Origin of the sequence: uncultured Corynebacterium sp., assembly GCF_946998835.1 — a bacterium.
Lineage (GTDB): Bacteria > Actinomycetota > Actinomycetes > Mycobacteriales > Mycobacteriaceae > Corynebacterium.
This window is the reverse complement of record NZ_CAMQAZ010000019.1, coordinates 23,315-49,711: the sequence shown is the minus strand read 5'-3', so window position 1 is coordinate 49,711 and position 26,397 is coordinate 23,315. Positions and strand designations below refer to the sequence as shown.

Sequence of the window (26,397 nt, the reverse complement as noted above, 5' to 3'; positions counted from 1 at the left end):
ATGGAAACTACAGGGCAAGTAAGCCATACCGGGACCAGCGACTATCCCCATTATCGGGGACACTCACAAGGTAACGGGAATGCGACCGGGGAAGCCCAACGCATGTGGGCCTCGAGCATTCGCGTTTTAGCGCTTCAGCCCCGCGATCATGGTCTTCAAGTTGCTGCGCAGGAAATCCTCGTAGGTTCCCGCGACCGTGCCCGGCTTGCCGAGCTCATCGGAGTGCAGTGGCTCGTCGAAGATCGGAATCCCGGCCTCCTTCGAGACGGTCTTCATGGGGCGCGTATCCACGTTCGACTCCACGAACAGGTGCTTCGGGCGCTTGTCCTTCAGCTGGCGCACGAGGTGTCCGATCTGCGCGGGGGAGCCGTTTTCATCCGTGTCGATCTGCCAGATATACAGCTGCTCCATGCCGTAGGTGTCGACCATGTATTGGAAGGCATGTTCACTGGCCACGAGCACACGATCCTCCTTCGGCAGCGCACCGATCTGCTCGCGGTAGTCGGCGTCGATGCTCTCCAGCATGGCCTTGTACTCCGCCCCCTTCTCCTCGATGTGCTCGGCACGCTCGGGCAGGGCCTCGGCCAGCGCCGCGGTCACGTTCTCGGCCATCGCGATGCCGACGGTCGGGTCCAGGAAGGCGTGCGGGTTGATCTCCTGATTGCCCTTTTCGTCCTTGAGGTACTTCGGTTCCACGCCCTTGGTGGCCTCGACCATCTGGGAATCGTCCAGGCCCGCGGTGTTTTTCAGTTTCGCGAGCCAGCCGTGCTCACCGCCCTCGAGGTTCAGCCCGTTGTAGAACAGCAGGTCGGCGTCGCTCGTCGCATCCAGGTCCGCGGGCAGGGGGTCGTAGTCGTGCGGGTCCGTGCCGGTCGGCACGAGGTTATGGACGTCCACCGCCTCGCCGCCGATCTCCTCCACCAGGTCCGCCAGCAGCGTGAAGGTGGTGACGACGTTCAGCTGCTCACCGTCTGCCTTCTCCTCCGTCGAGAAGGTCACGGCCCCGAACACGAGGGCACCGCCCACCAGGAGGGCCAACAGCGCGGCCAGTGGCTTATTGCCCAGCGAGCGAGCAATCAGTCCCTTGCCTGGCGCGAAGAGGAAAGCCAGCAGGAACAGCGCGCTGGCGGTCAGCACGATCGTCACGCCGGAGGACACGTTGTAGCTATAGCTCAGGAACAGCCCCACTACGGAGCTGAGCGCCGAGATCGCCACTGAAAGCCCGATCATCACTCCCAGCCGGTTCGTCAGCAGGTACGCCGCCGACGCCGGAGTGATCAGCAGGGAGACCACCAGGATCACGCCCACCGTCTGCAGGGAAATGACCGTCACCAGCGTGAGCACCACCATCAGCCCGTAGTGGATTGCCCGCACGGGCACGCCAGCCGACTGCGCCATGACGGGGTCGAAGGTGCTGAGCTTGAGCTCCTTGTAAAAGACCAGCGTGAGAATCAGCACGGCAGCGGCAATACCGATCGAGAGGTTGCGGTCGGCGTCCTGAACGGTCAGGACGTTGCCGAAGAGGATCTCCGTCAGATCCGTCGCCGTCTGCGCTTTCGCCATGAGCAGCACGCCGATCGCGAAGAAGGTGGAAAAGACGATGCCGATCGCCGAATCGTTCTTCACAGTGGAGCGTTCGCTGATCAGCCCGATCGCCAGTGTGGCGAGTAGACCCGCGACCACCGCCCCGAGGAAGAGGTTCGTGCCGAGCAGGTAGGAGGCCGCGACCCCCGGTAGTACGGCGTGCGAGATGGCGTCGCCGATCAGGGCCATGCCGCGCAGCACGATGAAGCTGCCGACGATGCCGCAGGCCACGCCCACGATCACCGAGGTGATCAGCGCTTTTTGCAGGTAGCCGTGGCTGAGTAGTGAGTCGAGGAACTCCGCGATCATGCTGTCTCCTCCTGGAGGGCTGCCTGCCGTGGCGTGGGGTGGGCTGGTGCTGACGGCTCGCGGATGACGAGCGCGCCGAAGGCCTTCTGCAGCACGTCGGGGACGAAGACCTCCTCGGTGGGACCCGCCGCGACGAGCTCGCCGTTGAGGACGATGAGGTCGTTGTAGTAGCCGCGCACCGTGTTCATGTCGTGGTGCACGACGACGACGTGCTTGCCCGCGTCCGCCATCTGCCGCAGCAGGGTCACGATCGTCTTCTCGCTGGGGACGTCGATGCCGACGAAGGGCTCGTCCAGGAAGATGTACTCCGCGTCCTGGACGATGGCGCGGGCAAAGAGGACGCGCTGGAACTGTCCGCCCGAGAGTTCGCTGATGTGGCGGTGGCGAAAGTCCCACATGTCGACGTCCTTGAGAGCCTGGGTGGCTGCTTCGCGTTCGGCCTTGCCGGGGCGGTGGAAAAGACCCAGGCGCGGGTAAGTGCCCATCAGGACGGTGTCGAAGACGCTGGTGGGGAAGTTGCGGTCGAGGTCAGAGCGCTGCTCGATATAAGCGATTGCGCGGCGCTGCTCGGCGGGGGCCTTGCCGTCGAGGGTGACGGGGTAGCCGGCAGGGGCGCCGGTGGGGCCTGTGCCGTGGACGTTGTGTTTGTCCAGGATCTGGAGCATCGCCTTCATGAGGGTGGATTTGCCTGAGCCGTTGGGGCCGATGATGCCGTGCATGCCGGGGGAGTCGAGGGTGAAGCTGATGTTCCGAATCGCGGTGTTCGCGCCGTAGCTCACGCTCAAGTTCTGGACGCTAATACTCATGGCAGCCAAGAATAGTGGTCAGTTCAATGAATCACCAAGTTCAATGTATTGACCTTTGGGGTGGGGTGGTGTTGGGGGGGGCAGTAATGGCACTGATTTGGGGCTTGAGCAGTCAGCCGCTCAAGCCCCAAAAAATGCCCAACTTCCGCCCCCCACAACTCACCCCCAAATTTTCACTTTCCCAGAAACAATTGACCGTTTTCACACACTCGGTTAACACCGCTTCAAATGCTTAAGTCCCTAAAACGGGGTTGCATGAACTGGCGTGTTCCAATCATTATGGAATAGTGACTTCTCTCCTGTGCATCCTGTTCGTTACGGCAGCGCTTGCACCATGGACGATTAAGTGGCTCGGAACCCGCGGGTTCCTCGTACTCAGCCTCCCGCTGGCAGGCGGTGCCATCTACACCGGCACCCATCTCGTTCGCTTAGCTCTAGACAATGGCAACGGGGAAACTTCCGCACTCACGCAACCCGCCGTCACGCATTTTTCGTGGATGCCCATTATCCACTTGGATGTAAACCTGCGATTAGGTCCTATTGAATCGCTCTTCGGCACGCTGGTTTTGACCATCGGCTTTCTCGTACTGGTGTACTGCTCCGGTTACTTCATCAACCCGCCACTCGGCAAACGTCGCCGCGTAGGTTCCTTCGCAGCCCAAATGATCGCCTTCGCTGCGGCGATGTACGGCCTGGTCATCAGCGACAGCATCATGCTGATGTTCGTCTTCTGGGAAATTACCTCGGTGCTGTCCTTCCTGCTGGTGGGCTATTATGCCGAGCGTGCTTCCTCCCGTCGCGCAGCGGGCCAGGCACTCCTGATCACGACGCTGGGCGGGCTAATCATGCTGGTCGGTATCGTCCTAATGGGAGTGACCACAGGCTTTTGGAACTTCTCTGAACTCACCGCGCCTGGTGCTCTAACCGTGTCGCAGTTGAACTCCACGGCAGTCTCCACAGCTGCAATCCTGCTGGTCATTGGTGCACTGTCGAAGTCCGCCATCGCGCCCTTCCACTTCTGGCTGCCCGGCGCAATGGCTGCGCCAACTCCGGTTTCTTCCTTCCTGCATTCCGCAGCGATGGTCAAAGCCGGTGTATTCCTGGTCGCCCGACTCGCACCAACTTTCAATGCCACCAACGCCTGGCACCCAATCATCATCCCGCTCGGCCTGTTGACCATGATTATGGGCGGCTGGATGGCCCTACGTCAGAAGGATCTCAAGCTGATCATGGCGTATGGCACCGTCAGCCAGTTGGGGTTCATTATCACGGTCGCGTCGATAGGCACGCGTGCGACGATGCTGGCAGCCCTGGCACTGACGCTCGGCCATGCCATGTTCAAGGCCGCGCTGTTTATGGTCGCGGGCACAATTGACAGGCTGACTGGTACGCGCGATATCCGTGAGCTCTCTGGGCTCGGTAGAAAGTCGCCGCAGTTGTTGGTGATTTCGATTCTCGCCGCTGCATCGATGATGGGTGTGCCGCCGTTCTTCGGCTTCGTCGCCAAGGAAGCTGCGCTGGAGGCCACACTCAGTGCTGAGCCGCTGCACGGCATGCCGTCGGTGTTCACCACCATTGGCCTGGTCGTGGGCTCGATTCTGACCGTGGCGTACTCGCTATACCTGCTGCGCGCCGCTTTTGCGACCAAGTCCAGCACGCACGCCAGCGGTGGTGGCACTTCCCCTGCCGTCGCCGAGATGGATTCCCCGACGTGGGATCAGGTTGGCCCGGCTTGGCTGCTAGCGCTCGGGGGCCTGGTTTTCGGCCTGATTCCGCGCGTCCTCGACTCGATTATCTCGCCCTACCTCACCAGTGCGTTTCCGAATTCGGAAACAGAATCACACCTTGCTCTCTGGCACGGTTTCACCCTCCCCCTGGCGCTGACGGCCACAATCCTGGTCGCGGGTGCCATCATGCATTGGCAGCGCAATCTGGTGCGTCAGCTACAGTTTGAGCAGCCAGCTCTCGGTAGTGCCGATGCGCTTTACGACGGCATCCTGGACCTGGCCCGCCGTCTTTCTCTCCGTGTCACTGCTGCGACCCAGCGTGGTTCCCTCCCGTTGAATGAAGCGGTCATTTTGCTGACCCTCATCGTGCTGTCCATCGGGGCACTGCTGCTCGGTGAGCGCGATGAGCTGCGAATGGAACTGTGGGACTCCGCACCGCAGGGTGCAGTTGCGCTGATTATGATCATTGCGGCGCTGGCCGCTACCCGGCAGAAGAACAGGCTCTCGGGTGTCATTTTGGTGGGCGTGACCGGCTACGGCCTGGCCATTATCTTCGCCATGTACGGTGCTCCTGACTTGGCCCTGACGCAGCTGCTGGTCGAGACGGTCTCGATGATTATTTTCGTGTTGGTACTGCGCACGCTTTCGCCGCGGGCACCGGCATCGAATCCGAGGTGGACTCGGCACCGCGCGTGGCTGGCCATTGCAGTCGGTGTTACGGTTCCCGTTTTGGCCGCCTACGCCATGGGCTCGCGTCGTACTGAGCCAATTTCTGGAGACATTCCGCCGCTGGCCCACGATATTGGGCACGGCCAGAACGCTGTCAACGTGCTTCTTGTCGACATCCGCGCCTGGGATACCTTCGGTGAAATCACCGTGCTGGTGATGGTGGCCTTGGGCATTACCTCGCTGGTCTTCCGTACGCACACGATGCATATGCGCTCGAAGATTAAGCCTCAGCGGAATCGTGCTCGTCGTACCAACCGTTGGCTGAACACTCTCGATGAGTCCGGTGAAGCCGAGCGGTTGCGCTACCCAATCATGGTGCTGGTGGCATCGCGTGTGCTCTTCCCCGCCATGATGGTGGTTTCCTTCTACCTCTTTTTTGCCGGCCATAACGATGTCGGCGGTGGCTTCGCCGGTGGTCTCGTGGCTGCGCTGGCACTGACCATGCGTTATCTCATCGGTGGTCGTCGTGAGTTGGCAGCAACTCTGCCGATTCCTAACGAGATACTTCTCGGCGGCGGTTTGCTGGTGTCGGCACTCAGCGCGTTGTGGCCACTGTTTGTGGGTTGGGCACCGCTAACTTCTGCATATGGCTCGCGGGAAATTCCGCTGCTTGGCGATGTCACCGTTGTCTCCCCCATGCTCTTTGACCTGGGTGTGTACCTGATCGTAGTCGGCACGATTGTCTACATCCTGCGCAGTTTGGGCGGTGGCATCGATATTCAGATGAATCTTCGCGCTGAGCGTGATCGTTCGCGTCGTGTGAATCGAGCCGCACTGGGCCAGTCCCGCCATCTGCGCAGTAAGTTGGCGGCGACTAAGCCAGCAGGTGTTAAGTCCGCAGGCGCTAACCCCGCAAGCGTTAAACCTGCCGGCACTAAACCCGCAAGCACCGCCAACACAACCGCTTCCGAGGCTTCACAACCGACAACCCCAGCTAGGACCGAAGGAAAGGACACACACCCGTGATTCTCAATTTTGTTCTGCTAGCTACTGTCGGCACGCTGATTGCCACCGGGGTGTACCTGTTCCTCGACCGTTCGTTGACCAGGATGCTCATGGGGCTGCTGCTGATGGGCAACGGTATCAACCTGCTCATCCTGCTTGGTTCTGGTGCGCCGGGACGGCCACCAATTTGGGATAGGGAGTCGCTTGTCAGTGATGCTCAGGCAGACTCGCTGCCCCAGGCCTTCATTCTCACCGCAATTGTTATTTCGATGGGCATGACCGCGTTCCTGCTGGCCCTGCTCTATCGCCAGCACCGCTACCGCATCGGCGATCACGTGCAGGATGACCACGAGGACCGCAGTCTGGCAATGCGTCGCGCCAGCGACCCGTCAGCTGCGCCGGATCACGACAAGTCCGATGACCCCACCACCGGTCGCCCTACGGAGGCCGGCGATAACTTCGGTCCGGTCAGTTTCGAAAAGCCTGTGGCCCCACCATCAAACAGCCCAGGAGGTGACGACGATGACGACTGAGCAACTAATTCTGGCACTCATTCCGCTGCCAATCATCGTCCCCGCCGCCACTGCCGCAATCGCACTGCTGCTGGCGCGTTTCCCCAAAGCACAGCAGGCTATCGCGCTGATTTCACTCGGTAGCCTGCTGGGAATCGCCGGCACACTGGTGTATCTCATCTACGCCCACGGCATTCACACCGTTCAGGTTGGCGGCTGGGACGCACCAATTGGCATCACGCTCGTGGCCGACAACCTCGCGGTGCTGATGATTACTGTCTCGCAGCTAGTCCTCTTTGCCGTGATGTGGTTCGGCATCGGCCAGGGCATTAGCGATGGTGATGAAGACGAGCCCATCTCCGTCTTCGTTCCGACGTACATGCTGCTCAACATGGGCGTCTCCATGGCCTTCTTGGCTGGCGACCTGTTCAACATGTATGTCGGCTTTGAGGTTCTGCTCGTAGCCTCCTACGTGCTGCTCACGCTGGGGGCATCGTCGTCACGCATTCGCGCGGGCGTGTCGTATGTGATGGTCAACATGCTGTCCTCGATGGTGTTCCTGCTGGCGATCGGCCTGGTTTATCAGGCGGTCGGCACGGTGAACTTCGCGCACATTTCCCTGCGCATGGAGGACATCCCGGACGGCACCCGCACCGCAATCTTCGCAGTGCTGCTCGTCGCTTTCGCGGTGAAGGCGGCGGTGTTCCCGCTGTCGGCCTGGCTGCCGGACTCCTACCCCACCGCACCGTCCATGGTTACCGCGGTCTTCGCGGGCCTGCTGACGAAGGTGGGTGTCTACGCGATCATCCGTACGCGCAGTGTCGTCTTCCCCGACGGCAGGCTTGACGACGTCCTGATGTGGGCCGGCCTGGCGACAATGCTCATGGGCATTCTCGGCGCCATGGCCCAAAATGACATCAAACGACTCTTGTCATTTACCTTGGTGTCCCACATCGGTTACATGATTTTCGGCATTGCCGTCGGCAATACGCTGGGACTCGGTGGCGCGATTTTCTACATCGTGCACCACATTCTGGTGCAGACGGCACTGTTCCTGGTGGTCGGGCTTATCGAGCGCCAGGCGGGCTCGTCCTCCCTGCGCAGCCTGGGTGGACTGGCTAAGACGTCGCCGCTACTGGCCCTGCTATACCTCGTGCCCGCGCTCAACCTCGGTGGTATCCCGCCGTTCTCGGGCTTCTTGGGCAAGGTCATGCTGATTGAAGCCGGTGCGCAAAACGGATCCGCCACTGCGTGGATTCTGGTTGCAGGTTCCATCATCACCAGCCTGCTGACTCTCTACACCATGATTATCGTTTGGTCGAAGGCCTTCTGGCGCGACCGCTCCGATGCCCCCGAGGGTGACACTGTGCTGGCACACCCAGCCGCACTTCGGGAAAAGACTCAGATGGTCGCTATCGGAGAGCGTGACGACGTCGGCAGGATGCCAATCGGCATGGTGATGCCGACGGCCCTGCTGGTGATTGCCTCTGTGGGCGTTACTGTGCTGGCCGGGCCGCTGTCCAATGTGGCAACCGAAGCGGCAAGCAATGTCGCGAATGTCGATGAGTACCGCGCGGCGGTTCTCGGTATTGACTCGGCCGATGACAAGGGCTTGGAGCAGTTGGAAAACCCAGGCCGCACCAAGAGCCCGTGGCAGTCGAATCCAGTGACCGAACATGCCACCAGCACGCTGGAAGGAGCAGGTGAAGGCTCATGAGTAAAGCGCGCGCCAAGATGGCCGCAAAGCGACCACCACGTATTTCAATCCTGCTTTTCTTGTTCACGCTGATCATTTGGGTCATGCTGTGGGGAGAGGTGACATTTGCCAACGTACTATCGGGAATCCTCGTGGCGACGTTGCTGAACCTCGCCATGCCGATTCCGCCGAGCAGCGCACTGGACCTCAATTTCGGTGGCATGGTGCGCCTGTTCGGTTCTTGGACAATCGACTTCGTGAAGGCCTCCGTCAATGTCGCCTGGCTGGCCATCCGACGAGATGATCCGCCTCCGACAGCCATTATCAAGGTCCCCATGCGCACCAATGACGATATTTCGCTCACGACTGCAATGGCACTGATCAATTTGCAGCCGGGAGGCATCATTGTGGACATCGATAAGCGGGAAAAGACGCTGACCATGCATCTTCTCGACGCTTCGTCGACGGGCAAGGTGGCTGAGCAAATCAACCAGCTGACCCGAATTGAGCGGAGGGTGATTCGCGCATTTGAAAACCGCGATGTCCACGAGCAACCAGCTGGGCCTAAGTCGGAGCCAGGCGACAAACAGATAAAGCTAGGCGACGCCGAGTTAAGCAGCGCGAAAGCCGAAAAGCACAGCGAACATAGAGACGAAAGGAGTAGCCGATGAACCCGGAAGTTTTTAACACTCTGCTCGGAGTGGCCGCTGCGGGCTATTTCATTGCGGTGATGATTACCCTCGGGCACATGATTGCCGGGCCAAACTCGCTGGACCGCCTGGTGGCCCTGGAGTCCATGACTGCAATGCTGCAGGGCATGCTCGCTGCGTTCATGGCATGGAGCTTGGATACTTCCGTGGTCTACCCAATGCTCATCATTGCGCTGCTCGGCTTCCTGTCTTCGCTGGCAGTCGCCAAGTTCCGTGTCCCAGATGACGGAAAGGTGCCGGCAAAGAGCGCCCGGAAGGGTACGGCGAAAGTCCCCGGAAAGTCCGCCGGAAAAGTTGCAGGAAAGGCCGCTGCGAAGAGTGCCCCACCGAAAATCGTGAAGGGAGAGACCAAATGATTCTCGTGGCAGACATTATCGCCATCGTTCTCATTCTCTCCGGAATGCTGCTGTGCGTCGCAGCGTCCGTGGGTTTGATCCGCTTCCGCGACACCATCAGTCGCATGCACGCATCATCCAAGCCGCAGACGCTGGGGCTGATTCTGACGCTGGCGGGCTCGCTGTTGCACGTCGCTATGCATGCACCAACTCACACAACCACTAACAGTGACTTGGCTCTGCTGACCCTGATTATCCTGTTTGCACTGGGAACATCGCCGATTGTTAGTAACCGGGTTGGCCACGAGGCATTCAAGGAGCGGCTTGTGGACGAGGACAGCCTGGCCCGCGATGACAGCCGGGAGCCGCGGGACTAAGCGCCCCGGCCCTCCGCTCCCCCAGCCAGCTCCCCTCAGTTACTGACTGAGTGTATGGCCTAGTGACTAGGTTTATGCACACCGAAAGTGCTATAAGCCTAGTCACTATTTTTGTCTACGCACCCACCGAAGCACCGCTTGACGACGACTAGTCGCTTACCTGCTCGTGGAAATCCGCAGGTGCTATCGGATGCCCGGCGCGCAGTTCCTGCACCGCAAGGTCCACGGCGGCCCGCCACGGGGTGTGCCCAATGCGCTGTTCGTTCGCCCGCACATCATCCTCGGTAGCCATGGACGGCAGCGCCCCGGCCGCATCCGCCACAGTGCGCTGACGCTCGTATGCCGCGCCCATTTCCACGATAGTGTTGACGAATTCCAGTTCGGCTCGGCAGCCCAGTTCGTCGGCAAGCGGGGCGAGCTGAGCCACAAGCTCACGGAGTTCATCGCGCACCCACCGCTCGTCGGTATCGCGATTGACAACGACCAGCGCGTCCATGCCATAGCGGGCGGCGCGCCACTTGTTTTCGGCGATGTGCCAGGACTGCAGGGACGGTAGCTCCTCGCCGGCCTCCCACATGCGGTCGTAGTAGACCGTCAGGCAGTGCGTCAAAGCGACGATAGCGGCGAGTTCCTGCAGGTTAGAGGTGGCATCAGCGACGCGGACCTCGATGGTGCCGTACTTCGATGCCGGACGGATGTCCAAGTGCATCGAGCCGGTGTGGTTGATGACGCCGGAGCGGGACTGGTCGTGCATGTAGGACTCCCACTCGGGCCACGTGTAAATCGCCGGCGGCTGACCAGCTGTGGGAAGCTGTTGATAGAGCAGGCTTCGGTTAGAGGCGTAGCCCATGTCCTCGCCATTCCAGGCCGGTGAAGAGGCAGATAGCGCCAGCATGTGCGGCAGCTTGGTCGCCAGAGCCTGAATAATCGGCCAGACCCGTTCGGAGTCCTTAATGCCGACGTGGACGTGGACTCCCCAAATAATCATCTGATTGCCCCACCACTGCGTGCGGCTGATGATTTCGGAGTAGTGCCCCTTGGCGCTGACCTGCTGAGCAGTGCCGCGGGCAAACGGATGCGAGCCCGACGACCACACGTCTACCCCGACGCGGTCAGCGGCATCGAGAACCATATCCAGCTGGCTCTGGAGCTCCGATACGGCATCGGGCACGTTCATGTGCACGCCGGTGACGAGCTCCACGGTGTTGGCGAGGAATTCGCGTTGGAGCCCATGTCCGGGATGCTCCGCATCGATGATGTCGAGCACCTCGGCGGCAGCGGGGGCGGTGTCGCGCGTTCGTCGGTCAACGAACGCCACTTCCCACTCCACTCCTAAAGATGGCTGCGCCGATCCGGAAAATTGCTCAGTCATACCGTTATTTTTTCACACTAGGAGCCGTTTTCCTCAGTTGGCTCCGTCCAGTTGACGGTTTTTGCGCAGGAAGCGAGGTCACCGTTGGAATCGACAAGCGCGACTGTGGTGAAGCTGTCCTCGTCCACCTTGGAGGGAACGTTCCAGACATTTGCATTCTGCTTGGCATCGACGTGCACTTCACCGATGACACCCAGCCCCTCGGCCGCGGGGCTACCCACTCCACTGCAGCCGGATGCGCCGCGGGCCTGCACTGTGTACTTACCCTCGTCCAACGACGTGAACTGGCCCTTTTCATCGGAAAGGCCCATCCACCCCTTGGCGCTCATGACGTGTACGGTTGCCAGCATTTTCATCGATCCGTCGTCGTTGGTACGGATGAAGTTATAGGCGCTGACTGGTTCAGTGAGTTTCGGTGCGGCGGGATCTACGCTCACCGGCGCAGCGCTTGTCGACGCCTTCGCGTCCTTGTCCTTGTCACTGCTGAAGTCAACTCCCGAGCAGGAAACCAATAGTGCTGCTGCACACCCCAACGCGGTGGCGATGGCAGCGCGACGACGCTTCACGGCCAACATTAAAAACCTCACAGACCTCACTGGCTACTAGCAGAATAGTAGTACCCATCTTTCAATCGTGATCTGTTTGAGGTCGCAAAATATGTAAACGCCCTGCGCAAGCCATGGGTTCATGACTTTCGCAGGGCGTCGATACCACCTCTGATGAGAGAGAACAGCGTCTACTGAGCTGGATCCGTGGCAATCACAACGACTCCAGCTGGCGCACCGCGGAGACGGTCATCGCGAGGGGCGACTTCCCAGCCGTTGTCGTGAGCAATCTGCTCAGCTGCGGCCTTTTCCTTTTCATTCTTCGGGTCGAAGTAGACGGTGGTCTTCTCCCACACGCCCATCTTCTCTTCAGGGGCGTTACCGGTTTCGCCGGTACCCCAGCCCTGCTCGCCCATCTGCTTGGACAGGTCATCAGCGAGGCCCACGACCTGGGAGTTATTCAGGATGCTGACCTTGACAGTCTTGCGGTCAATCTGTGGTGCTTCGTTATCCTCACCCGGGGCACGCTGGTCATCGGCCGGAGCAACCGGTTTTCCTGGCTCATTCGACGGCGGCGGCGGTGGGACCTCGCCTTCTTCGCCATCTCCAGTAGCGCCGCCCTTGGCCGAATCCTTGCCGCCGGCCGAGGAATCTGGCGCGTTCGAGTCAGCCGGAGCCGATGCTGCGGTGTCGTTCTGGCCTGCGTTCTCAGCATCGTCGCCACGCGTGCTGAGCGCATAGGCACCATAGGCGACCAAGCAAATACCAATTGCGAGCAGAACAATAGCGAGAACACGCATGTAGCGACCGTCGCCGGCACCATCGCCGACATCGTCACCGTCGATGCCGTCAGCAGCGGCGCTGTCAGCAGAGACACTATTAGCAGTAGTGGCACCAGTTGCCGCGCCTGCCGCGCCTGCCGCGACGGAGTCCGCAGATTCAGACGGCGTGTATTGATCACCCGACGGCTCGGAATACACATAAGCTTCGCGTTCGGCGGAAGTACCCGCGTAGTCGCTGTACTCATCGAAGTCGTCAAAGTCGTCTTCGAGTCGATGACGGCCCGGACGCGGCGAATTCTGAGGGTTTAGTTGATCAGACACATCCCACATCCTATATGCTCCACCACCTAACCGTGAAGTTAAACTTGAACCTTAAGTGCTGTCACCGTCCCGCACGGCGCGCAGCCGATGAACCAGGACAGGCTCAGCTGCTTCGGCCGCCGGGGAGTCCAAAAGTTGCGAAAGTACCTGGTGGTAGCGGATTGTGTTGTTGCCGAATTCCTCGGCAAAACGACGTCGAATTGCCTCCTGCCGCGCGCCGGCCATGCGCGGTCCACGGCGAGCAACTTTCAGCCATCCTTTCTCAAAATTCAGCATTTTCTGCGCCAATACGGGTTCAATACCGCCGGTGTCACCCGCAAGTCCAAGATGCTCGGAGGCGCCAGTCCGAAGCTCGGACTCGGGCTCAAACTCGTAACTGTCGCTTGCCGTGCTCTCGCGCACCATTTTCCACACCTCGCTTCCTTTTTTTGACTCGCACTATTCCACTCCGCCCTATTTTTCAGCCCTGCACAACACTGCCTGTACAGATACCTAGTGACGATACATAGTAAGCCCCGGTCACCCAGCCCCACCTACACCTCCCCGGTACAACTCAGACATCACCAGGCGGTTTAGAAGTAAAGGATGCCGAGTAGAATCAGCGACATGACTATCCGCCCCATTGTGATTGCCGGAGACCCCGTTCTCCACACTCCTACCCAGCCGGTGACCGAGGATGTCTCCGAGCTGCGTGAGCTCATCGAGGACATGTACGAAACCATGGACCGCGCCCACGGTGTGGGGCTGGCCGCCAACCAGGTGGGCGTCGGCAAGCGTCTGTTCGTCTACAACTGCCCCGATGACGACGATGTCTGGCACCGCGGCTGCGTCATCAATCCGGTGCTGACCACCAGCGAAGTCCCGAAGACCATGCCTAACGACGACGGTTCCGACGACGAAGGCTGCCTCTCTGTGCCCGGTCTGTCCTTCCCCACCAACCGCGCGGAGAAGGCCGTTGTCACCGGCCTGGACGAAAATGGTGATGAGGTCCGCATCGAGGCCACCGGTTTCCTCGCCCGCTGCATGCAGCACGAGGTCGGCCACCTGGATGGGTTCCTTTACACTGATTGCCTCACCGGTCGCTGGAAGCGCATGGCCAAGAAGGAGATTAAGCGCGCCGGTTGGACCGAGGGCGGCCTGACCTGGATGCCGGGCGTGGATCCGGACCCGTTCGGCCACGAGGATTAAATCGTGGCAGATAGGCAATTGGAGTCGTCGGCAAGCGAGAACCCGTCACAGAAGCTGCCGATTTCCCGCTGGGGTGTCGGCGAGGTGGCGGTGGGACGTCGCGTCATTGTGCGGCGCGCGCTGACCGATGCAGAAGCGCTGGCCAGCGGAAAGAAGACTACGGATGTCATTGGGCACGTGCTCAGCATGGATCCGTTCGTCGTGCGTCCGCAGGTTCGCGCCGGCGTGCGTGCCGACGAGTCCGTGGCAGCGGTGGACTTTAGCGATAAGCACATTTTGATTGTTAAGGCCCTGCCGGATCATCCGGTGCGCAATTCGGATATTCGCGCCGTGGAAACTGCGACCGCGAAGGCCTTCCCGGGCATCGCGCATGTGGTGGAATCGGGCTGGCTGCTGCGTGCGGGCGATGGTATTACGGAGCGTTCCAATTCCGCGCTGCCGCTCGAACCCGGAGCTAGCACTCAGCCGGTGCCATTGGAGAAGATTAAGTCGTTTTATGATTCCCACGATTTGCCGGTGCGGATTGCGATTCCGGATAGGATCGCTAAGCCTGCTCAGGCGCTGGTCGCGGGGCCGGAGTGGACGGTCGGACCGGACATTGTGGTTATGACGCGCTCGCTCGATGGGGATTTGCCACCCGCTGTATTGGGAGCTGAATCGACCAGCGCCGAGTCGGCAAACGTGCAGGTGGACATCGCTGACCAGCCTGACGACGACTGGCTGGAGCTCTACCACTTCCGCGGCACCACCCTGCCCGAGCATGCGCTACAGCTACTGCGCAATGAAATCGATGGCCGCATGTGCTTCGGTCGACTGCGAGTACCTGACGACAATGCGCCTGAAGGCATGCGCACGGTGGCAATCACACGCGGAACGCTAACCGAATCGGATGACGGCCGCGTCTGGCTCGGATTCTCCGCGGTCGAAGTCGCAGCCGATATGCGCCGCCGAGGACTAGGCACGCTGCTTGGCATTCACATGATGCACTGGGGCGCACAACACGGGGCAGATTCGGCATATCTGCAGGTATTGGGCTCAAACGAGGCCGGTATTGCGCTGTACCGGACACTCGGTTTTACGGAGCACCACCGGCACCGCTACGCGGAGCTTACGGAGGCTTAAATTTCAGGAGTAACAAAGCACTGTCGACGGCAGCGCAATCAGGACCAGCCAGGCTAGGTTTAGCCCCCCTTTTTCCCTGGTAGTCAATATTTCTCTGCTCTTTCTACTTCCCTCGCTTAACTCGCTTCCCCTGTGTCTTCCGCTTCAGCTGTCGCGACTTGTTGCCCTTCTGATCCATGTGCCGCTGCCCGCGCGACAGCTCGCGTGTCTCAGGTTTTTCCACCACACGCGTACGGACCGAGAGCTCATGGCGCCCTCGACCCAGCGGATCGCGGGACGCACCCATCGCAATCCAGCCAGCCAGGCCCGCAGAGACAAACCAACCGGCGAACGGAATCATCGACGGCAGAATCCAGGCATTACGCACGAAACCATCACGCGCCGAAACAGGCATTCCGTGTGCGCCTTCAATCTTCATCCCCATGGCGTGCTTACCAGGCGAACCATCGAAAATGGAGTCCCCCGCAACACGGTAGAGATAAAAGCCACCGGGTCCGAGGAAGAGACTGATTACCATCACCAACACACCGTTTTCAGAAGTTCCCACGATGCTAGCGAGAACTGCGATGGCGGCAATCAACGCAATGTAGATCACAGAATCCACCAGCAGCGCGCCAGCACGACGTGCCACCGAGCCATTGGCCAGATTGGGGTCAAAGCCCAGGTGCACTGCCATTTGCGCGGTCAGCGGTGCAACTTTGGGGTTAGTGCTGAGCTCACCGAAGAAAGACTCCCCGTAACCGACGGGGTACCCGCTTTCATAGCCGACCGGAATATTTGATGCCGGGTACGGCACTTCCTGATACGGCATTGCCGCATCGTACGCCGCGTAAGCGTCGTACTCCCGATAAGCGTTCCCGCCACCATTACTCAGGTAATCCGCCGGACTGTACTCGCCGCCGTAACGACGATCGTCCCAGTTAGTCAACCTCGAAACTCCCTTTCCTGACGGACCTTTGCCCGTTTGATTTGCCAATTTTTCCGCGCACCTTGGCTTTCCGCACACCTTGTCCTGCTTTGTTCAACGCATGAAGCCGCCATTTCGTTCCCCTTATACGTTCCCCTTTTACAATCGTTGATATGCGAATCTGTGTCTGGAACGTCAATTCGGCCCGAACTCGCCTCGACCGCATGGTGGAAATGCTGCGCCGAAATGACATTGATGTCCTGGCCGTCCAGGAAACCAAGTGCAAGGACGACCAATTCCCCACCGCTGCTTTTGAAGAGCTGGGATACCAAGTCGCCCACCATGGCCTAAATCAGTGGAATGGTGTTGCCATCATCTCCCGCGTCGGCCTCGACGATATCCAGGCAGGATTCCCCGGTCAGCCCGGTTTCAACAAGGACCCCGACGCAACACCCGCGTTGGAAGCCCGCCATATCGCCGCTACCTGCGGTGGGGTGCGCGTCCACAGCCTCTACATCCCGAACGGTCGCGACATCACCGACCCGCACTTCGAGTACAAGCTCGAATTTCTGGAGCAGCTGCGTCAGCACATCATCGCCACGCTTGACGACGATCCGGAGGCCACCTTCATGATGGGCGGCGACTTCAACATCGCCCCGACCGATGGTGATGTCTGGTCGATGGCAGCCTTCGCGGGTAAGACACACGTCACCCCACCTGAACGCGCAGCCTTCTATGCGCTGGAGCAGGCGGGAATGAAAGAAGTGACTCGCCAATTCACTCCAAACCAGTGGACCTACTGGGATTACAAGGCCGGTCGATTTTTTAAGGACGAGGGCATGCGTATCGATTTCCAATTCGCGTCCCCCGCCCTTGCAGCAAAGGCATCCTCAGGATTCATCGATATCGAAGAGCGCCAGGGCAAGGGCGCATCCGACCATGCTCCGGTGATTGTGGATTACGAGGTATAGGTACGACGTGTAGATAAACGTGTGGGCATGATTCCCGCAGAACGGCTGGTCGCTGGGGCCGTCGTAAAGCGGGTTTTAACGGGATTATCTGCTGGCCCCTAAAAACAGGGGCGCAAGTGCGCGATAAAGCTCCTGCACAAGACTTATCAACCTAACTTTTTGTTTAATCTACAAATTTTCGCCACGGAAAGTTCTTTCGACGATATAAGGTGTTAATTCAGAACATCATTTCATTACGTCGGGAAGGAAGACCATGACTCCTGCACGCTCCCCTCAGCGCACCACCACTCCGGAGCCAGCGAGCGGCTTCCCCACGGCGGATGACTCGATTGAGTTCGATGAATCGCTGCGCGAAAGTGTGCAGAAGATTTCCATCGGGCTGTATGACTTCCTCGCGTCGACTCGCCGTCTCGGCGAGCGTCCGAATGCCAGGATGGATATTTCCCAGTCGGAAATGGAAGTACTGCATTTCATTTCGACTCACCCGGGCTGCGGCGTATCTGACATTGCACGTCTGCGCTTCCTCCGCCCATCCAACGTTTCGGCGACAGTTCGCCGACTGCTTGACAACGGACTGATTGAGCGCGAGAACAACGCGAAAGATCGTCGTGCGCAGAACCTCTACGTCTCCGGCGACGGCGAGTCACTATTGGAGCAGCTTATCGACCACTGGGGTGCGCTGGTGTATAAAATTGTGCGGACGATGTCTCCGAAGGATGTACGCGCACTGATTAAGGCTCTGCCATCACTGCTGAAGCTGGCAGAGCACTCGGAAAGCTATGTCGAAGAACACCAGCGCCGCCAGGAGCCATTCTAAAAACAACCGCCGCGAAGCACTTCTTACCAGGTACGATAATGCGTATGGCAACTACTTTGAAGAAGGCAAAAGACGTAAAGACCGCTCCGCTGGTGGCCACTGGCCTCATCGGCGGCTGGCTCACCGCTCGCGAAACCGGCATCCGTCCACTGGGTGGCGTCATCCTGGGTGCAGCTGGCGCATACGCAGCACGCACCTGGCACGAAAAGACCGGTGCTCTCGGAACCACCGGATTGGTGGCTACCTACCTCGGCGCTTTCGGTCTTTCACACCCGCTGGCCAAGAAGATTGGCGCATGGCCGTCCGTCCTGGCCGTCACCGCGCTGGCCGCTGGTGCGGCAGCAGTCGCTGACTCCAAGTAGGCAATGAGTAGACAAACAGCAAAGCCGCCGAGCCGCTGGCTAGTTGAGGTTTTCCAGCAGCGTCTCAAGGTGCGCGCGCACCCGTGGCCACGATTCCGCGAAGGGTGGCAGCAGGTCGAGGCTGTCGACGTCGTCAAGCGGAACCCAGCGCAGCTCTAAGGACTCTTCGTTCGGGTTCGTCTCCAGCTCCTCGGCAGCAAATGCGTAGACCGTGTGATACTTCCAGCCGCCAGCGAGCTCAGGGCAATCCGGATCGGCCGGGAAGGGGCCGGTGGTGACCTGCGTGTCAAGAATGCGAAGCTGATGCTCAAGCAGCCCAGTTTCCTCAGCTGTCTCACGCAGCGCAGTCGCCTCGGGCGTCTCATGTGAATCACACGCCCCACCAGGAACACCCCAGGTTAGGGGGAACGACGTCCAGTCAGCTCGATACTGCATAAGCACAGTGCGCTGAGGACTCGCAATCAGCAGCCCTGCAGCTCCGAAGCGTCCCCAGCAGCGCGTACCGTTGGGACCAGCTGACCAACCATTTCCATCCTGAAGCATGTTTCCACCCTACGCCAGATACCCTTGTGTTTTCGGTCACAAGCTCGAACGACTAAGATTTGCAAGGAACTAACGTTGCTCTGAGCGGAGAGATTGTCGCGGGCGACTTCGGTCACGTCGGAAGGACACGTGCACATGAGTGAAACCACTTCAAGTGCGCCTCATTCCCGCGCCCACGACAAAAGCCGAAATCCATTTCACCGCAAAAACCGCGCCCCGCGCCGGGCCCGTTTCAGCGGTCGAACTACGCCCGGCGGCGAAAGCCTTGATACTCACACCGCGGCTCAAGCGGCAAAGGAATCGAAGAAATCCTCCGCCTCTAGCCCTGCCTCCGTTTCCGCTCCCCCACTCAAGAGTGCTGCACCGTCGACTGCTTTGGAAACCAGCGAGTCCTCAGCTGCTGCAACCACAGCGCCAGCACCAGCCACACCAGCAGACCCAGCAAGCCCGACAGAGCCTGCACCCCCAGCAGCTCCTCCGCGCGATACGGACCTGCGCGTGGATGCCCTCGAGATTGGCCCCCGCAACCGGAGACTGACACGTTTTCTCGGCGAGCGCCTCTACGACAAACTTGGCCCGTCTGCGACGTATGTGCGCCGGTCAGTGTCATTTTTAATGACATCGCCAGGCCGTTTGACCATAGTCGCGCTCATTCTTATCGTCGCTATCCTGGCCGCCGGCCTGTCCATGTGGCAAACGACATCGCAACGCCAGCAGCAGCTGACCCGCATCTCGCAACTGAGCGAGCCGATGGCCAATGCCTCGCAGAATCTCTACGCCTCGCTGACAATTGCCGACGCATCTGCCAACACCGCTTTTTCCCGCGGCACGCTGAACAGCAACCAGGACTTGGTCAGCAACTTCGACGACGTCATCGCGCAGGCCTCCATGTCCGCCACCCGCGCAGCTACGGGCATTGAAAACGTCGACGCCCCAGAGATGAAGGACATCGCGACTGTACAACGCCTGCTGCCGGTCTACACCGGCATGGTCGAGACCGCTCGTGCGAACGCGCGCCAGGGCAATCCCGTCAGTGTCGCGTACCTCGCCTCCGCCTCAAACTTGATGCAGGTGCAGATTCTGCCAGCGGCAAAGTCACTCTACGAACGCACCAGTACCGCTACTAATGCGGAGCAGCGCGAACTGTCGAAGCCGCCGCTTTTCCCCATGTCTGGCATGGCAGCGGCAATTTTGATGCTGCTACTCACACAGTGGTGGTTGACCCGTCGCACTGGCCGTCTTTTCAACGTCGGCCTGTTTGGCGCGACTGTGTTGATGGCCATCGCCCTTGTCGGTGTGGGAATTGCTACCACACAGCCGTGGCAGTCCAGCTCCATCTTCGGTGAGCAACGGCCGGACGTTCATACCCTCACCGAGGTGCGCATTGATGCCCAGCAGCTTCGCGCCAGCGAGACTCTCGGTCTGGTCCGCCGTCAGCCTGCGGATGCGGAGTCCTTCTCACAGTCCGTGCGCTCCTTGGTCGGAGAGCTGGAAAGAGTCGATGCCAATGCGCCAGACGACGATGTCAGAGCTGCCATCCATGCGATTTACAGCTGGGAGGCCGGCCACAATTTGATGATGGAGCACCTCGGCGCAGGTGATTATGCCGGGGCAGTTCGCATCGCGACCGATGTGGACAATGACAGCTCATCGGCAACTGCATTCGATCACTTCGACGAGTCGCTGCAGAACTCGATTGCCGAGTCCCGCCTGACCGCCCGCGAGAACCTTGACCAATCCCGTCGCGCTATCGCGGTACTGTCCATCGCCACAATCACTCTGACCGTAATCGCGGCAGTTCTGGTCGTTTTCGGTTTCCGCCACCGGCTCCTGGAGTACTTATGATTGTCTCGTTGTCCCCATCGCATCGTGGTCTCAGCGGTTGGCGGCGCAGGGCTACCCTCGGCGTACTCGCCGTCGCCGGTCTCACTGTCAGTGCCTGCGCGGCAGATTCGCTTGCCGACGATCCCTACTCGCGCACCATCCTTGAGGCCACGGGTGACTTCCCCCTGCCACCGGGCGCGTTCTACGACAAGGCTTCCTCGAGGCAGCCTGCGGCACAGGCCAACACACCAGATCTGTCCACACTCGCTCCTGAAGACCAGACACCAGAAGAGCGAATCCCGGAGATCTACCAGCGTGGCCGCATCATTGTTGGTGTTGACCAATCGTTGAACCTGCTCAGTTTCCGTGACTTCAGCACCGGTGAGCTCTCTGGCTTTGAAGTATCTCTGGCGCAGGAGATTGCCAGGGATATCTTTGGTAATCCCGATGCCGTAGAGTTCCGGTTCGTCGACAGCAAGGAACGCACCGCTGCGCTCGAAGACGGCACTGTCGATGTTGTATTGCGTACTATGACGGTCACCGATGCCCGGCGCGAAAAGGTGCTGTTTTCTGCACCGTATTTGACTGCCCGAGCTGGAGTCCTGGTCTCTTCGCCGAATGGCGAAGCCTCCCCCGAGGATGTCGAGGACGGTCGTATTTGTGTCTCCCGTGGATCCACTACCGAGGATTTAATTAGAAGGCTCTCGCCGAACAATACGCTGCTGTTGGTCGGTAACTGGTCGGATTGCCTCATCGCACTTCAAAACAACCAGGCCGAGATTGTCGTAGCCGACGACACCATCCTCGCGGGCATCAACGACCAGGATCCGGCCACGGCGATTGTCCAGCGGGACTTGAGCGAGGAGAGTTACGCGGCCGGTGTCTCCCAGAAGAACCCCGGCCTGGTTCGCCAAATCAACGCGACTCTAGAGCGCATAGCAAGCGATGGCACCTGGCAGTCGCTCTACGACACCTGGTTCGGCCCCTTCCTACCAAGCGGCACCCAACCAGTGCCGCAATATGGAGAAGACGAAAACATACTTGGAATCGCACCCGCTCCGGAAGCGCCCCTACCGGAAGCTACCCCAGAAGGCGAGGTGAACAACCGATGAGCGACGAGACCCAATGCTCCGAACGCAACCAGTACCCCGAGCACAACCAGCTCGCGCCCGAGCCCTCGGACGACACGAGCGCAGAGGCAGAGGCTGCTGCTACTCAGGCCGTCGCCTTCGACCCCTTTGCAGACGAGGATGACGACCACGAGCCCGGCACTGCCGCGGTCGCCTTTGACCCCTTTGCAGACGAGGATGACGATGACGACGAGTTCGATATCTCCGAGTTGTTGGGGCGCGGGGGATCGTCGTCAAGCGTGACGACCGCACCCGGTGCCCAGAGCGCAGATCCGTCAATGGCCTCGCACCGTAAAGCGCTGGAGGACTTTCGCCGGAAGCGCTCGAATGCGCACCGTGGACGCACTGTCGCCGACGGCATGGTGCATCTGCCGTACATCACGACGCAGGACCCACGCGATGCAGTGATGAGCGAAGAGAAGATTCGGGCGACGAATAAGCCAGCCCCGAATCTGAAAGCCGGCGATATCGTGGCAGATCAGTACGAGATCGTGGGGCCAATCGCCCATGGCGGTCTCGGCTGGATCTATCTGGCGATTGACCACAACGTCTCGGATCGCTGGGTCGTGCTCAAGGGCATGATGGCTGCCAAAAGTGAGAAGGATTTCGCCGTGGTCCAGGCGGAACGCGAGTTCCTCGCGGAAATCTCGCATCCGGGGATTGTGAAGATTATCAACTTCATCGATGAGACGGATGCCAACAGCGCTACCGGCTTCATTGTGATGGAGTACGTCGGTGGCCCGTCGTTGCGGAAACAGCGCCGCAGCTACCCGGACGGTGTCATGCCCTGTGACCTGGCGATTGGTTACATCCTGGAGCTGCTGCCCGCGCTGGATTACCTGCATTCGCGCGGCGTTGTCTACAACGACTTGAAACCGGACAACGTGCTGCTCACCGAAGACCACGTCACGCTTATCGACGTCGGCGCGGTCACCGGCATCGGAGCTTACGGCCATATCTACGGCACCCCGGGCTTCCAAGCGCCGGAGATCGCCACGACGGGGCCGACAATCGCCAGTGATATCTACACCGTCGGCCGCACGCTGGCCTCGCTAATTCTGAAGCTACCCGCAACCGATGGGGTGTACAATCCGGGGCTACCAACACCTGCCGAGGAACCCCTGTTCCGCCGTTTCTACTCGCTCTACCGCTTCCTCCTGCGCGCTTGCCATGAAGACCCGGAGGCCCGCTTCGGTTCCGCTGAAGAGATGAGTGTGCAGCTCATCGGCGTATTGCGTGAGATTCTGGCGGTGCGCGACGGTGTGCAATTCCCGCAGGCGGTATCGAATTTCTCGCCACAGCGCTCCACGTACGGCACCAAACACCTGGTGTTCCGCACCGATCAGCTTGTCGACGGAATCACCCGAGGCGTGGAAATCACCCCACAAGAGGTGACTTTCGCACTGCCCGTGCCGCTGATTAACCCTGCGGACCCCGGCGCGCGAATCTTGAGTGCCTCGTCATTTACCGAGCCCAACGAATTGATTGAAACCCTGACCAACGCGCTGTTCGAACCCGAGTACGGTTCCTCGGTGGAAATTCCGCTGGGCATCGTGCGCGCACAGTTGGATCTCGGCTTGATTGACGAGGCCCGCGACAGCCTCCGCGAGGCCCCTGAACGCCTGCAGCGCGATTGGCGTTACCGCTGGTACGAGGGCATCACTTATCTGCTTCTCGACCAGTTCAACGACGCCCTGGCCTCGTTCCACCACGTACTGACGATGCTGCCCGGTGAGCCGGCCCCAAAGCTGGCGTTAGCCGCCACTTTAGAGCTGATTCAGCAGCGCCTGGGTATTGCTAACGCTTCGCTTCTCGAACCCGCAGTCGCCCGCGCCGCCGCGAACTTGAGTAACGCATTGGACAATGTAGCCGCTGATACACCGGGAATCTTCTCCCCCACGTGGGCCAGCGAGTCCCTGTCGCCACAGACGATTCGTTTCAATACGCTGCGTCTTTACGCTGTCGTGTGGGCAGCCAACCCCACAACGGTGTCGTCCGCCTTCGGGCTGGCCCGCCAGCTGGCCTCTGAGCGGCAACACGAAATGGCTATCGCCCAGCTCGACCGCGTCCCCGGTAACTCCCGCCACCATCGCATGGCGCGCTTGACGACGATCCTCATGCTCACATCCGGGCAGCCTTCCGAGTTGACCGAGTCGAGAATTCGCCGTGCTGCGCGCCGCCTGGTGGAGCTCCCGACGAATGAACCGCGGATGCCGCAGCTGCGCATTTCCGTGATGGTGTCAGCGCTGAACTGGTTGCGCGGTTCCAACCTCGACCACGCGGCTAGTTCCAATGGCCTTTTCGACGTGCCCTTCACTGTGGCCGGGCTGCGGGAAGGCCTGGAAAAGGACCTGCGAATGCTGGCTCGCTCCTCACAGTTTCCGCGACACCGCTACAACCTGGTGGATATCGCCAACCTCATCCGGCCGCGAACCTGGCGTTAGGCTGAAGAAGTTTGAGAGTTGAGAAATCAGGGGGGGGAGGGGGAGGCGGCGCGCCACCCCGGAATTGGTGAATAAGGGGCAAATTGCTGTTCGTACTTTAAGATACTTCTTATGTTTGCCTCTTCGAAGTCTTCTCTCCGCAGCGCCAAGCGGGTCATTATCAGCGCTGCAGCCCTCACCACCGCTCTTGGCCTCGGCGCGGGTACTGCTGCTGCTCAGCCGGTTTTCCCAGATTTGCAGGTACTGGAACAGAATATCCAGGACCTCCAGCTGCCTGAGAGCCCAGCTCTGAATCTGGACAATCTTGCACCGAAAGTTTCTGAAGCTCTGAACAACGCGAAGGTCGAGCTCTCAAATTCCGTTGTTGCTCTTATTGATCAGAACTTCAAGTTCGCACAGAACAACATGCAGTTCGTCGATGACGTCCACAAGCAGCTGCTAGAAGCCATCAAGAACCTGCCGCTGCCGCAGCCACAGAAAGACGAGGCTACCCGCATCGTCAACGATGTTTTCGCTTTCTTGAAGGAACAGCTAAACCGGCTGCAGCCGGCTCCGAATCCCGCACCTGGCCCGGCTCCAAAGCCGCAGCCGAAGCCACGCCCGACTCCGAACAGCCCGTGCCCGCCGAGCGCCCGCGCTTGCGTTGACCTGGCGGGCCAGAAGACTTGGCTGCAGGAAAACGGTCGTATCACCTACGGCCCGGTGCCAATGTCCTCCGGCATGCCGGGATACGAGACCACCCGCGGTCACCTGCACGTTACCCGTAAGGTCAAGGACGACTGGTCGGTTCCTTACAACGGCCCGATGCCGTACTCGGTGTACTTCACCAACGACGGTGAGGCTTTCCACGAGGGCTCTGTCAAGCAGATGTCCCACGGCTGCATCCACTTGGAGCACCATGACGCTGTGAAGTACTTCAACACCCTGCAGGTCGGCGACGGCGTCTACATCTGGTAGTTTTCCGCTCCCCCTCTCACAGGCTCACAAGCTCACGAGCCCGTCGGGTGCGCGTCAACTCTGACTGGACAACTGTGTCTTTTCGAGGCACAGACACAGTTGTCGGTGTCACGTACGAAATAAGCTCGCCCCGCTAGCTTCTTCCCTTTCTTGGGAGCTAGCGGGGCGAGCTTATTTGTTGAGCTAGTCGACGAAACTCATTGCGTAACGGGCAATAGCCAGTTCCTCATTAGTCGGAACTACGAAGACCTTGACCTTCGAGTCATCCGCCGAGATCAGGCGCGGGCCGTCGTTCGGCTGAGAGTTGCGCTCATCGTCAATCTTGATGCCGAAGTTCTCGAGCTCAGCCATCGAGTCACGACGGATACCGACGTGGTTCTCACCCACACCGGCAGTAAAGGTGATGGCGTCGAGGCGACCGAGAATCAGCATGTAAGAGCCAATGTAGCGGCGCAGCTGGTGGACATACATCTGGTATGCGGCCCACGCATCCGGATCATGGTTGTCCATGCGTTCCTGCAGCACACGGAAGTCATTGACACCGGAGACACCCTTCAGACCGGACTGACGGTTGCACAGGTTGTCAATCTCATCAATGCTCAGGCCGTTGCGGTAGAGGTGGAAGATAACGCCCGGATCAATGTCACCGGTACGAGTGCCCATCATCAGACCAGCCAGCGGAGTCAGCCCCATGGAGGTATCCACCGCCTGGCCACCGCGGATAGCCGCACACGATGCACCATTGCCCAGATGAAGTGTGATCTGGTTGATTTCTTCTGCCGGCTTGTTCAGCAGGTCCGGCACCTGCTTGGAAACAAACTCATGCGAGGTGCCATGGAAGCCGTAACGACGGATGTCGAACTTCGATGCGACTTCGGCATTGAGCGGGTACAGCGCCGCAGCCGGCGGCATGGTGTGGAAGAAACCAGTGTCGAAGACGGCAACGTGAGGCACGTCGGGAAGTAGCTTGCGAGCCTCTTCAATACCGACGATGTTAGCCGGGTTGTGCAGCGGAGCCAACGGAATCAGGTCGCGGATCATGCCAACAATCTCGTCGGTAATAAGCTCCGGGCCAGAGAAGAGGCGACCGCCGTGAACAACGCGGTGACCGACAGCGGCGATGTCCACCGACTCAGGGCCAACACCGTTTTCATCCATCAGCTCAAAAGCACGGTCGAGACCGCTAGCGTGGTCAGCGATTGGCTCAGTGATTTCAATCTTCTGTCCGGAGAACTTCAGATTAACAACACCGTCTTCTTCACCAATACGCTCAACCAGACCGGAGACGTACGGCGGTTGGGTGGAGTCCTTCTCCGGATCTACCAGCTGAAACTTGATAGAGGAGGAACCGGAGTTCAAAACAAGCACATGACGGGACATAA

24 protein-coding genes are annotated in these 26,397 nt (G+C 59.8%); 15 read left to right on the top strand and 9 right to left on the bottom strand.

The genetic code is table 11. The annotated features are described in order from the left end of the window. Positions 1-126 precede the first annotated feature (126 nt). Positions 127-1,893: an iron chelate uptake ABC transporter family permease subunit gene (locus Q0U90_RS07755; protein ID WP_222865187.1), complete on the bottom strand. Its 1,767-nt coding sequence runs from the start codon at positions 1,891-1,893 to the stop codon at positions 127-129. After that, positions 1,890-2,699 (bottom strand): metal ABC transporter ATP-binding protein, encoded by an 810-nt coding sequence (locus Q0U90_RS07750; RefSeq protein WP_035006260.1) that lies wholly within the window; start codon positions 2,697-2,699, stop codon positions 1,890-1,892. The genes Q0U90_RS07755 and Q0U90_RS07750 overlap by 4 nt, the downstream gene beginning before the upstream one ends. A gap of 287 nt (positions 2,700-2,986) precedes the next feature. Here Q0U90_RS07750 and Q0U90_RS07745 point away from each other — a divergent pair, with 287 nt between their 5' ends. Genes Q0U90_RS07745 through Q0U90_RS07720 form a run of 6 tightly spaced genes read left to right on the top strand, consistent with a single transcriptional unit; the run spans position 2,987 to position 9,730 of the window. Further along, complete coding sequence (locus Q0U90_RS07745) at positions 2,987-6,121, top strand: Na+/H+ antiporter subunit A (protein WP_297453214.1); 3,135 nt, start codon at positions 2,987-2,989, stop codon at positions 6,119-6,121. After that, positions 6,118-6,633, top strand: a complete 516-nt coding sequence (locus Q0U90_RS07740) for a Na(+)/H(+) antiporter subunit C (RefSeq protein WP_297453212.1) — start codon at positions 6,118-6,120, stop codon at positions 6,631-6,633. Before Q0U90_RS07745 ends, Q0U90_RS07740 begins: the two co-directional genes overlap by 4 nt. Then, positions 6,623-8,329 (top strand): Na+/H+ antiporter subunit D, encoded by a 1,707-nt coding sequence (locus Q0U90_RS07735; RefSeq protein WP_297453210.1) that lies wholly within the window; start codon positions 6,623-6,625, stop codon positions 8,327-8,329. The genes Q0U90_RS07740 and Q0U90_RS07735 overlap by 11 nt, the downstream gene beginning before the upstream one ends. After that, on the top strand, positions 8,326-8,979 hold the full coding sequence (locus tag Q0U90_RS07730; protein ID WP_297453208.1) for a Na+/H+ antiporter subunit E: 654 nt from the start codon (positions 8,326-8,328) through the stop codon (positions 8,977-8,979). The genes Q0U90_RS07735 and Q0U90_RS07730 overlap by 4 nt, the downstream gene beginning before the upstream one ends. Continuing rightward, positions 8,976-9,374: a monovalent cation/H+ antiporter complex subunit F gene (locus Q0U90_RS07725; RefSeq protein WP_297453206.1), complete on the top strand. Its 399-nt coding sequence runs from the start codon at positions 8,976-8,978 to the stop codon at positions 9,372-9,374. Before Q0U90_RS07730 ends, Q0U90_RS07725 begins: the two co-directional genes overlap by 4 nt. Then, entirely contained in the window at positions 9,371-9,730 is a 360-nt protein-coding gene (locus Q0U90_RS07720) for a monovalent cation/H(+) antiporter subunit G (protein WP_297453203.1), read from the top strand. Before Q0U90_RS07725 ends, Q0U90_RS07720 begins: the two co-directional genes overlap by 4 nt. Positions 9,731-9,878: 148 nt before the next feature. On the opposite strand, the gene Q0U90_RS07715 is transcribed toward Q0U90_RS07720, so the two are convergent. The 4 genes from Q0U90_RS07715 to Q0U90_RS07700 form a co-directional block, all read right to left on the bottom strand. Next, the gene (locus Q0U90_RS07715; protein ID WP_297453202.1) at positions 9,879-11,102 is read right to left on the bottom strand and encodes a glutamate--cysteine ligase; all 1,224 of its coding nucleotides are present in this window, start codon (positions 11,100-11,102) and stop codon (positions 9,879-9,881) included. Positions 11,103-11,119: 17 nt separating this feature from the next. Next, positions 11,120-11,677, bottom strand: a complete 558-nt coding sequence (locus tag Q0U90_RS07710; RefSeq protein ID WP_297453200.1) for a hypothetical protein — start codon at positions 11,675-11,677, stop codon at positions 11,120-11,122. 161 nt (positions 11,678-11,838) lie between these two features. After that, positions 11,839-12,750 (bottom strand): LytR C-terminal domain-containing protein, encoded by a 912-nt coding sequence (locus tag Q0U90_RS07705; protein ID WP_297453198.1) that lies wholly within the window; start codon positions 12,748-12,750, stop codon positions 11,839-11,841. A gap of 51 nt (positions 12,751-12,801) precedes the next feature. Further along, complete coding sequence (locus Q0U90_RS07700) at positions 12,802-13,155, bottom strand: DUF3263 domain-containing protein (protein ID WP_297453196.1); 354 nt, start codon at positions 13,153-13,155, stop codon at positions 12,802-12,804. 201 nt (positions 13,156-13,356) lie between these two features. Here Q0U90_RS07700 and Q0U90_RS07695 point away from each other — a divergent pair, with 201 nt between their 5' ends. Together Q0U90_RS07695 and Q0U90_RS07690 are read left to right on the top strand one after the other, a co-directional pair. Beyond that, on the top strand, positions 13,357-13,938 hold the full coding sequence (locus Q0U90_RS07695; protein WP_297453193.1) for a peptide deformylase: 582 nt from the start codon (positions 13,357-13,359) through the stop codon (positions 13,936-13,938). Between the two features lie 3 nt (positions 13,939-13,941). Further along, entirely contained in the window at positions 13,942-15,060 is a 1,119-nt protein-coding gene (locus Q0U90_RS07690; RefSeq protein ID WP_297453191.1) for a GNAT family N-acetyltransferase, read from the top strand. A gap of 103 nt (positions 15,061-15,163) precedes the next feature. On the opposite strand, the gene Q0U90_RS07685 is transcribed toward Q0U90_RS07690, so the two are convergent. After that, complete coding sequence (locus tag Q0U90_RS07685) at positions 15,164-15,988, bottom strand: RDD family protein (protein ID WP_297453189.1); 825 nt, start codon at positions 15,986-15,988, stop codon at positions 15,164-15,166. A 152-nt stretch (positions 15,989-16,140) separates the two neighbouring features. Between Q0U90_RS07685 and Q0U90_RS07680 the strand changes: the two genes are divergently transcribed. The 3 genes from Q0U90_RS07680 to Q0U90_RS07670 all read left to right on the top strand — a co-directional run bounded on the left by Q0U90_RS07680 (position 16,141) and on the right by Q0U90_RS07670 (position 18,117). Further along, positions 16,141-16,938 (top strand): exodeoxyribonuclease III, encoded by a 798-nt coding sequence (locus Q0U90_RS07680; protein ID WP_297453187.1) that lies wholly within the window; start codon positions 16,141-16,143, stop codon positions 16,936-16,938. Positions 16,939-17,191: 253 nt separating this feature from the next. Next, positions 17,192-17,755, top strand: coding sequence for a MarR family winged helix-turn-helix transcriptional regulator (locus Q0U90_RS07675; protein ID WP_297453185.1), 564 nt, complete (start codon positions 17,192-17,194; stop codon positions 17,753-17,755). Positions 17,756-17,799: 44 nt separating this feature from the next. Further along, entirely contained in the window at positions 17,800-18,117 is a 318-nt protein-coding gene (locus Q0U90_RS07670; protein WP_297453183.1) for a hypothetical protein, read from the top strand. Positions 18,118-18,156: 39 nt separating this feature from the next. Here the strand turns inward: Q0U90_RS07670 and Q0U90_RS07665 are convergent, their stop codons facing one another. After that, on the bottom strand, positions 18,157-18,660 hold the full coding sequence (locus Q0U90_RS07665) for an NUDIX hydrolase (RefSeq protein ID WP_297453181.1): 504 nt from the start codon (positions 18,658-18,660) through the stop codon (positions 18,157-18,159). 135 nt (positions 18,661-18,795) lie between these two features. Here Q0U90_RS07665 and Q0U90_RS07660 point away from each other — a divergent pair, with 135 nt between their 5' ends. The 4 genes from Q0U90_RS07660 (at position 18,796) to Q0U90_RS07645 (ending at position 25,015) form a co-directional block, all read left to right on the top strand. Beyond that, entirely contained in the window at positions 18,796-20,505 is a 1,710-nt protein-coding gene (locus tag Q0U90_RS07660; protein WP_297453179.1) for a hypothetical protein, read from the top strand. Between the two features lie 8 nt (positions 20,506-20,513). Beyond that, positions 20,514-21,596 (top strand): glutamate ABC transporter substrate-binding protein, encoded by a 1,083-nt coding sequence (locus Q0U90_RS07655; protein WP_297453177.1) that lies wholly within the window; start codon positions 20,514-20,516, stop codon positions 21,594-21,596. After that, positions 21,593-24,058 carry a serine/threonine protein kinase gene (locus Q0U90_RS07650; protein WP_297453175.1) on the top strand — a complete coding sequence of 822 codons (2,466 nt, stop codon included), beginning with the start codon at positions 21,593-21,595 and terminating at the stop codon, positions 24,056-24,058. The genes Q0U90_RS07655 and Q0U90_RS07650 overlap by 4 nt, the downstream gene beginning before the upstream one ends. A gap of 111 nt (positions 24,059-24,169) precedes the next feature. Continuing rightward, on the top strand, positions 24,170-25,015 hold the full coding sequence (locus Q0U90_RS07645) for a L,D-transpeptidase (RefSeq protein ID WP_297453173.1): 846 nt from the start codon (positions 24,170-24,172) through the stop codon (positions 25,013-25,015). 183 nt (positions 25,016-25,198) lie between these two features. Here Q0U90_RS07645 and Q0U90_RS07640 read toward each other — a convergent pair whose 3' ends face one another. Continuing rightward, positions 25,199-26,395: an acetate kinase gene (locus tag Q0U90_RS07640; protein WP_297453171.1), complete on the bottom strand. Its 1,197-nt coding sequence runs from the start codon at positions 26,393-26,395 to the stop codon at positions 25,199-25,201. Between the last annotated feature and the right edge of the window lie 2 nt (positions 26,396-26,397).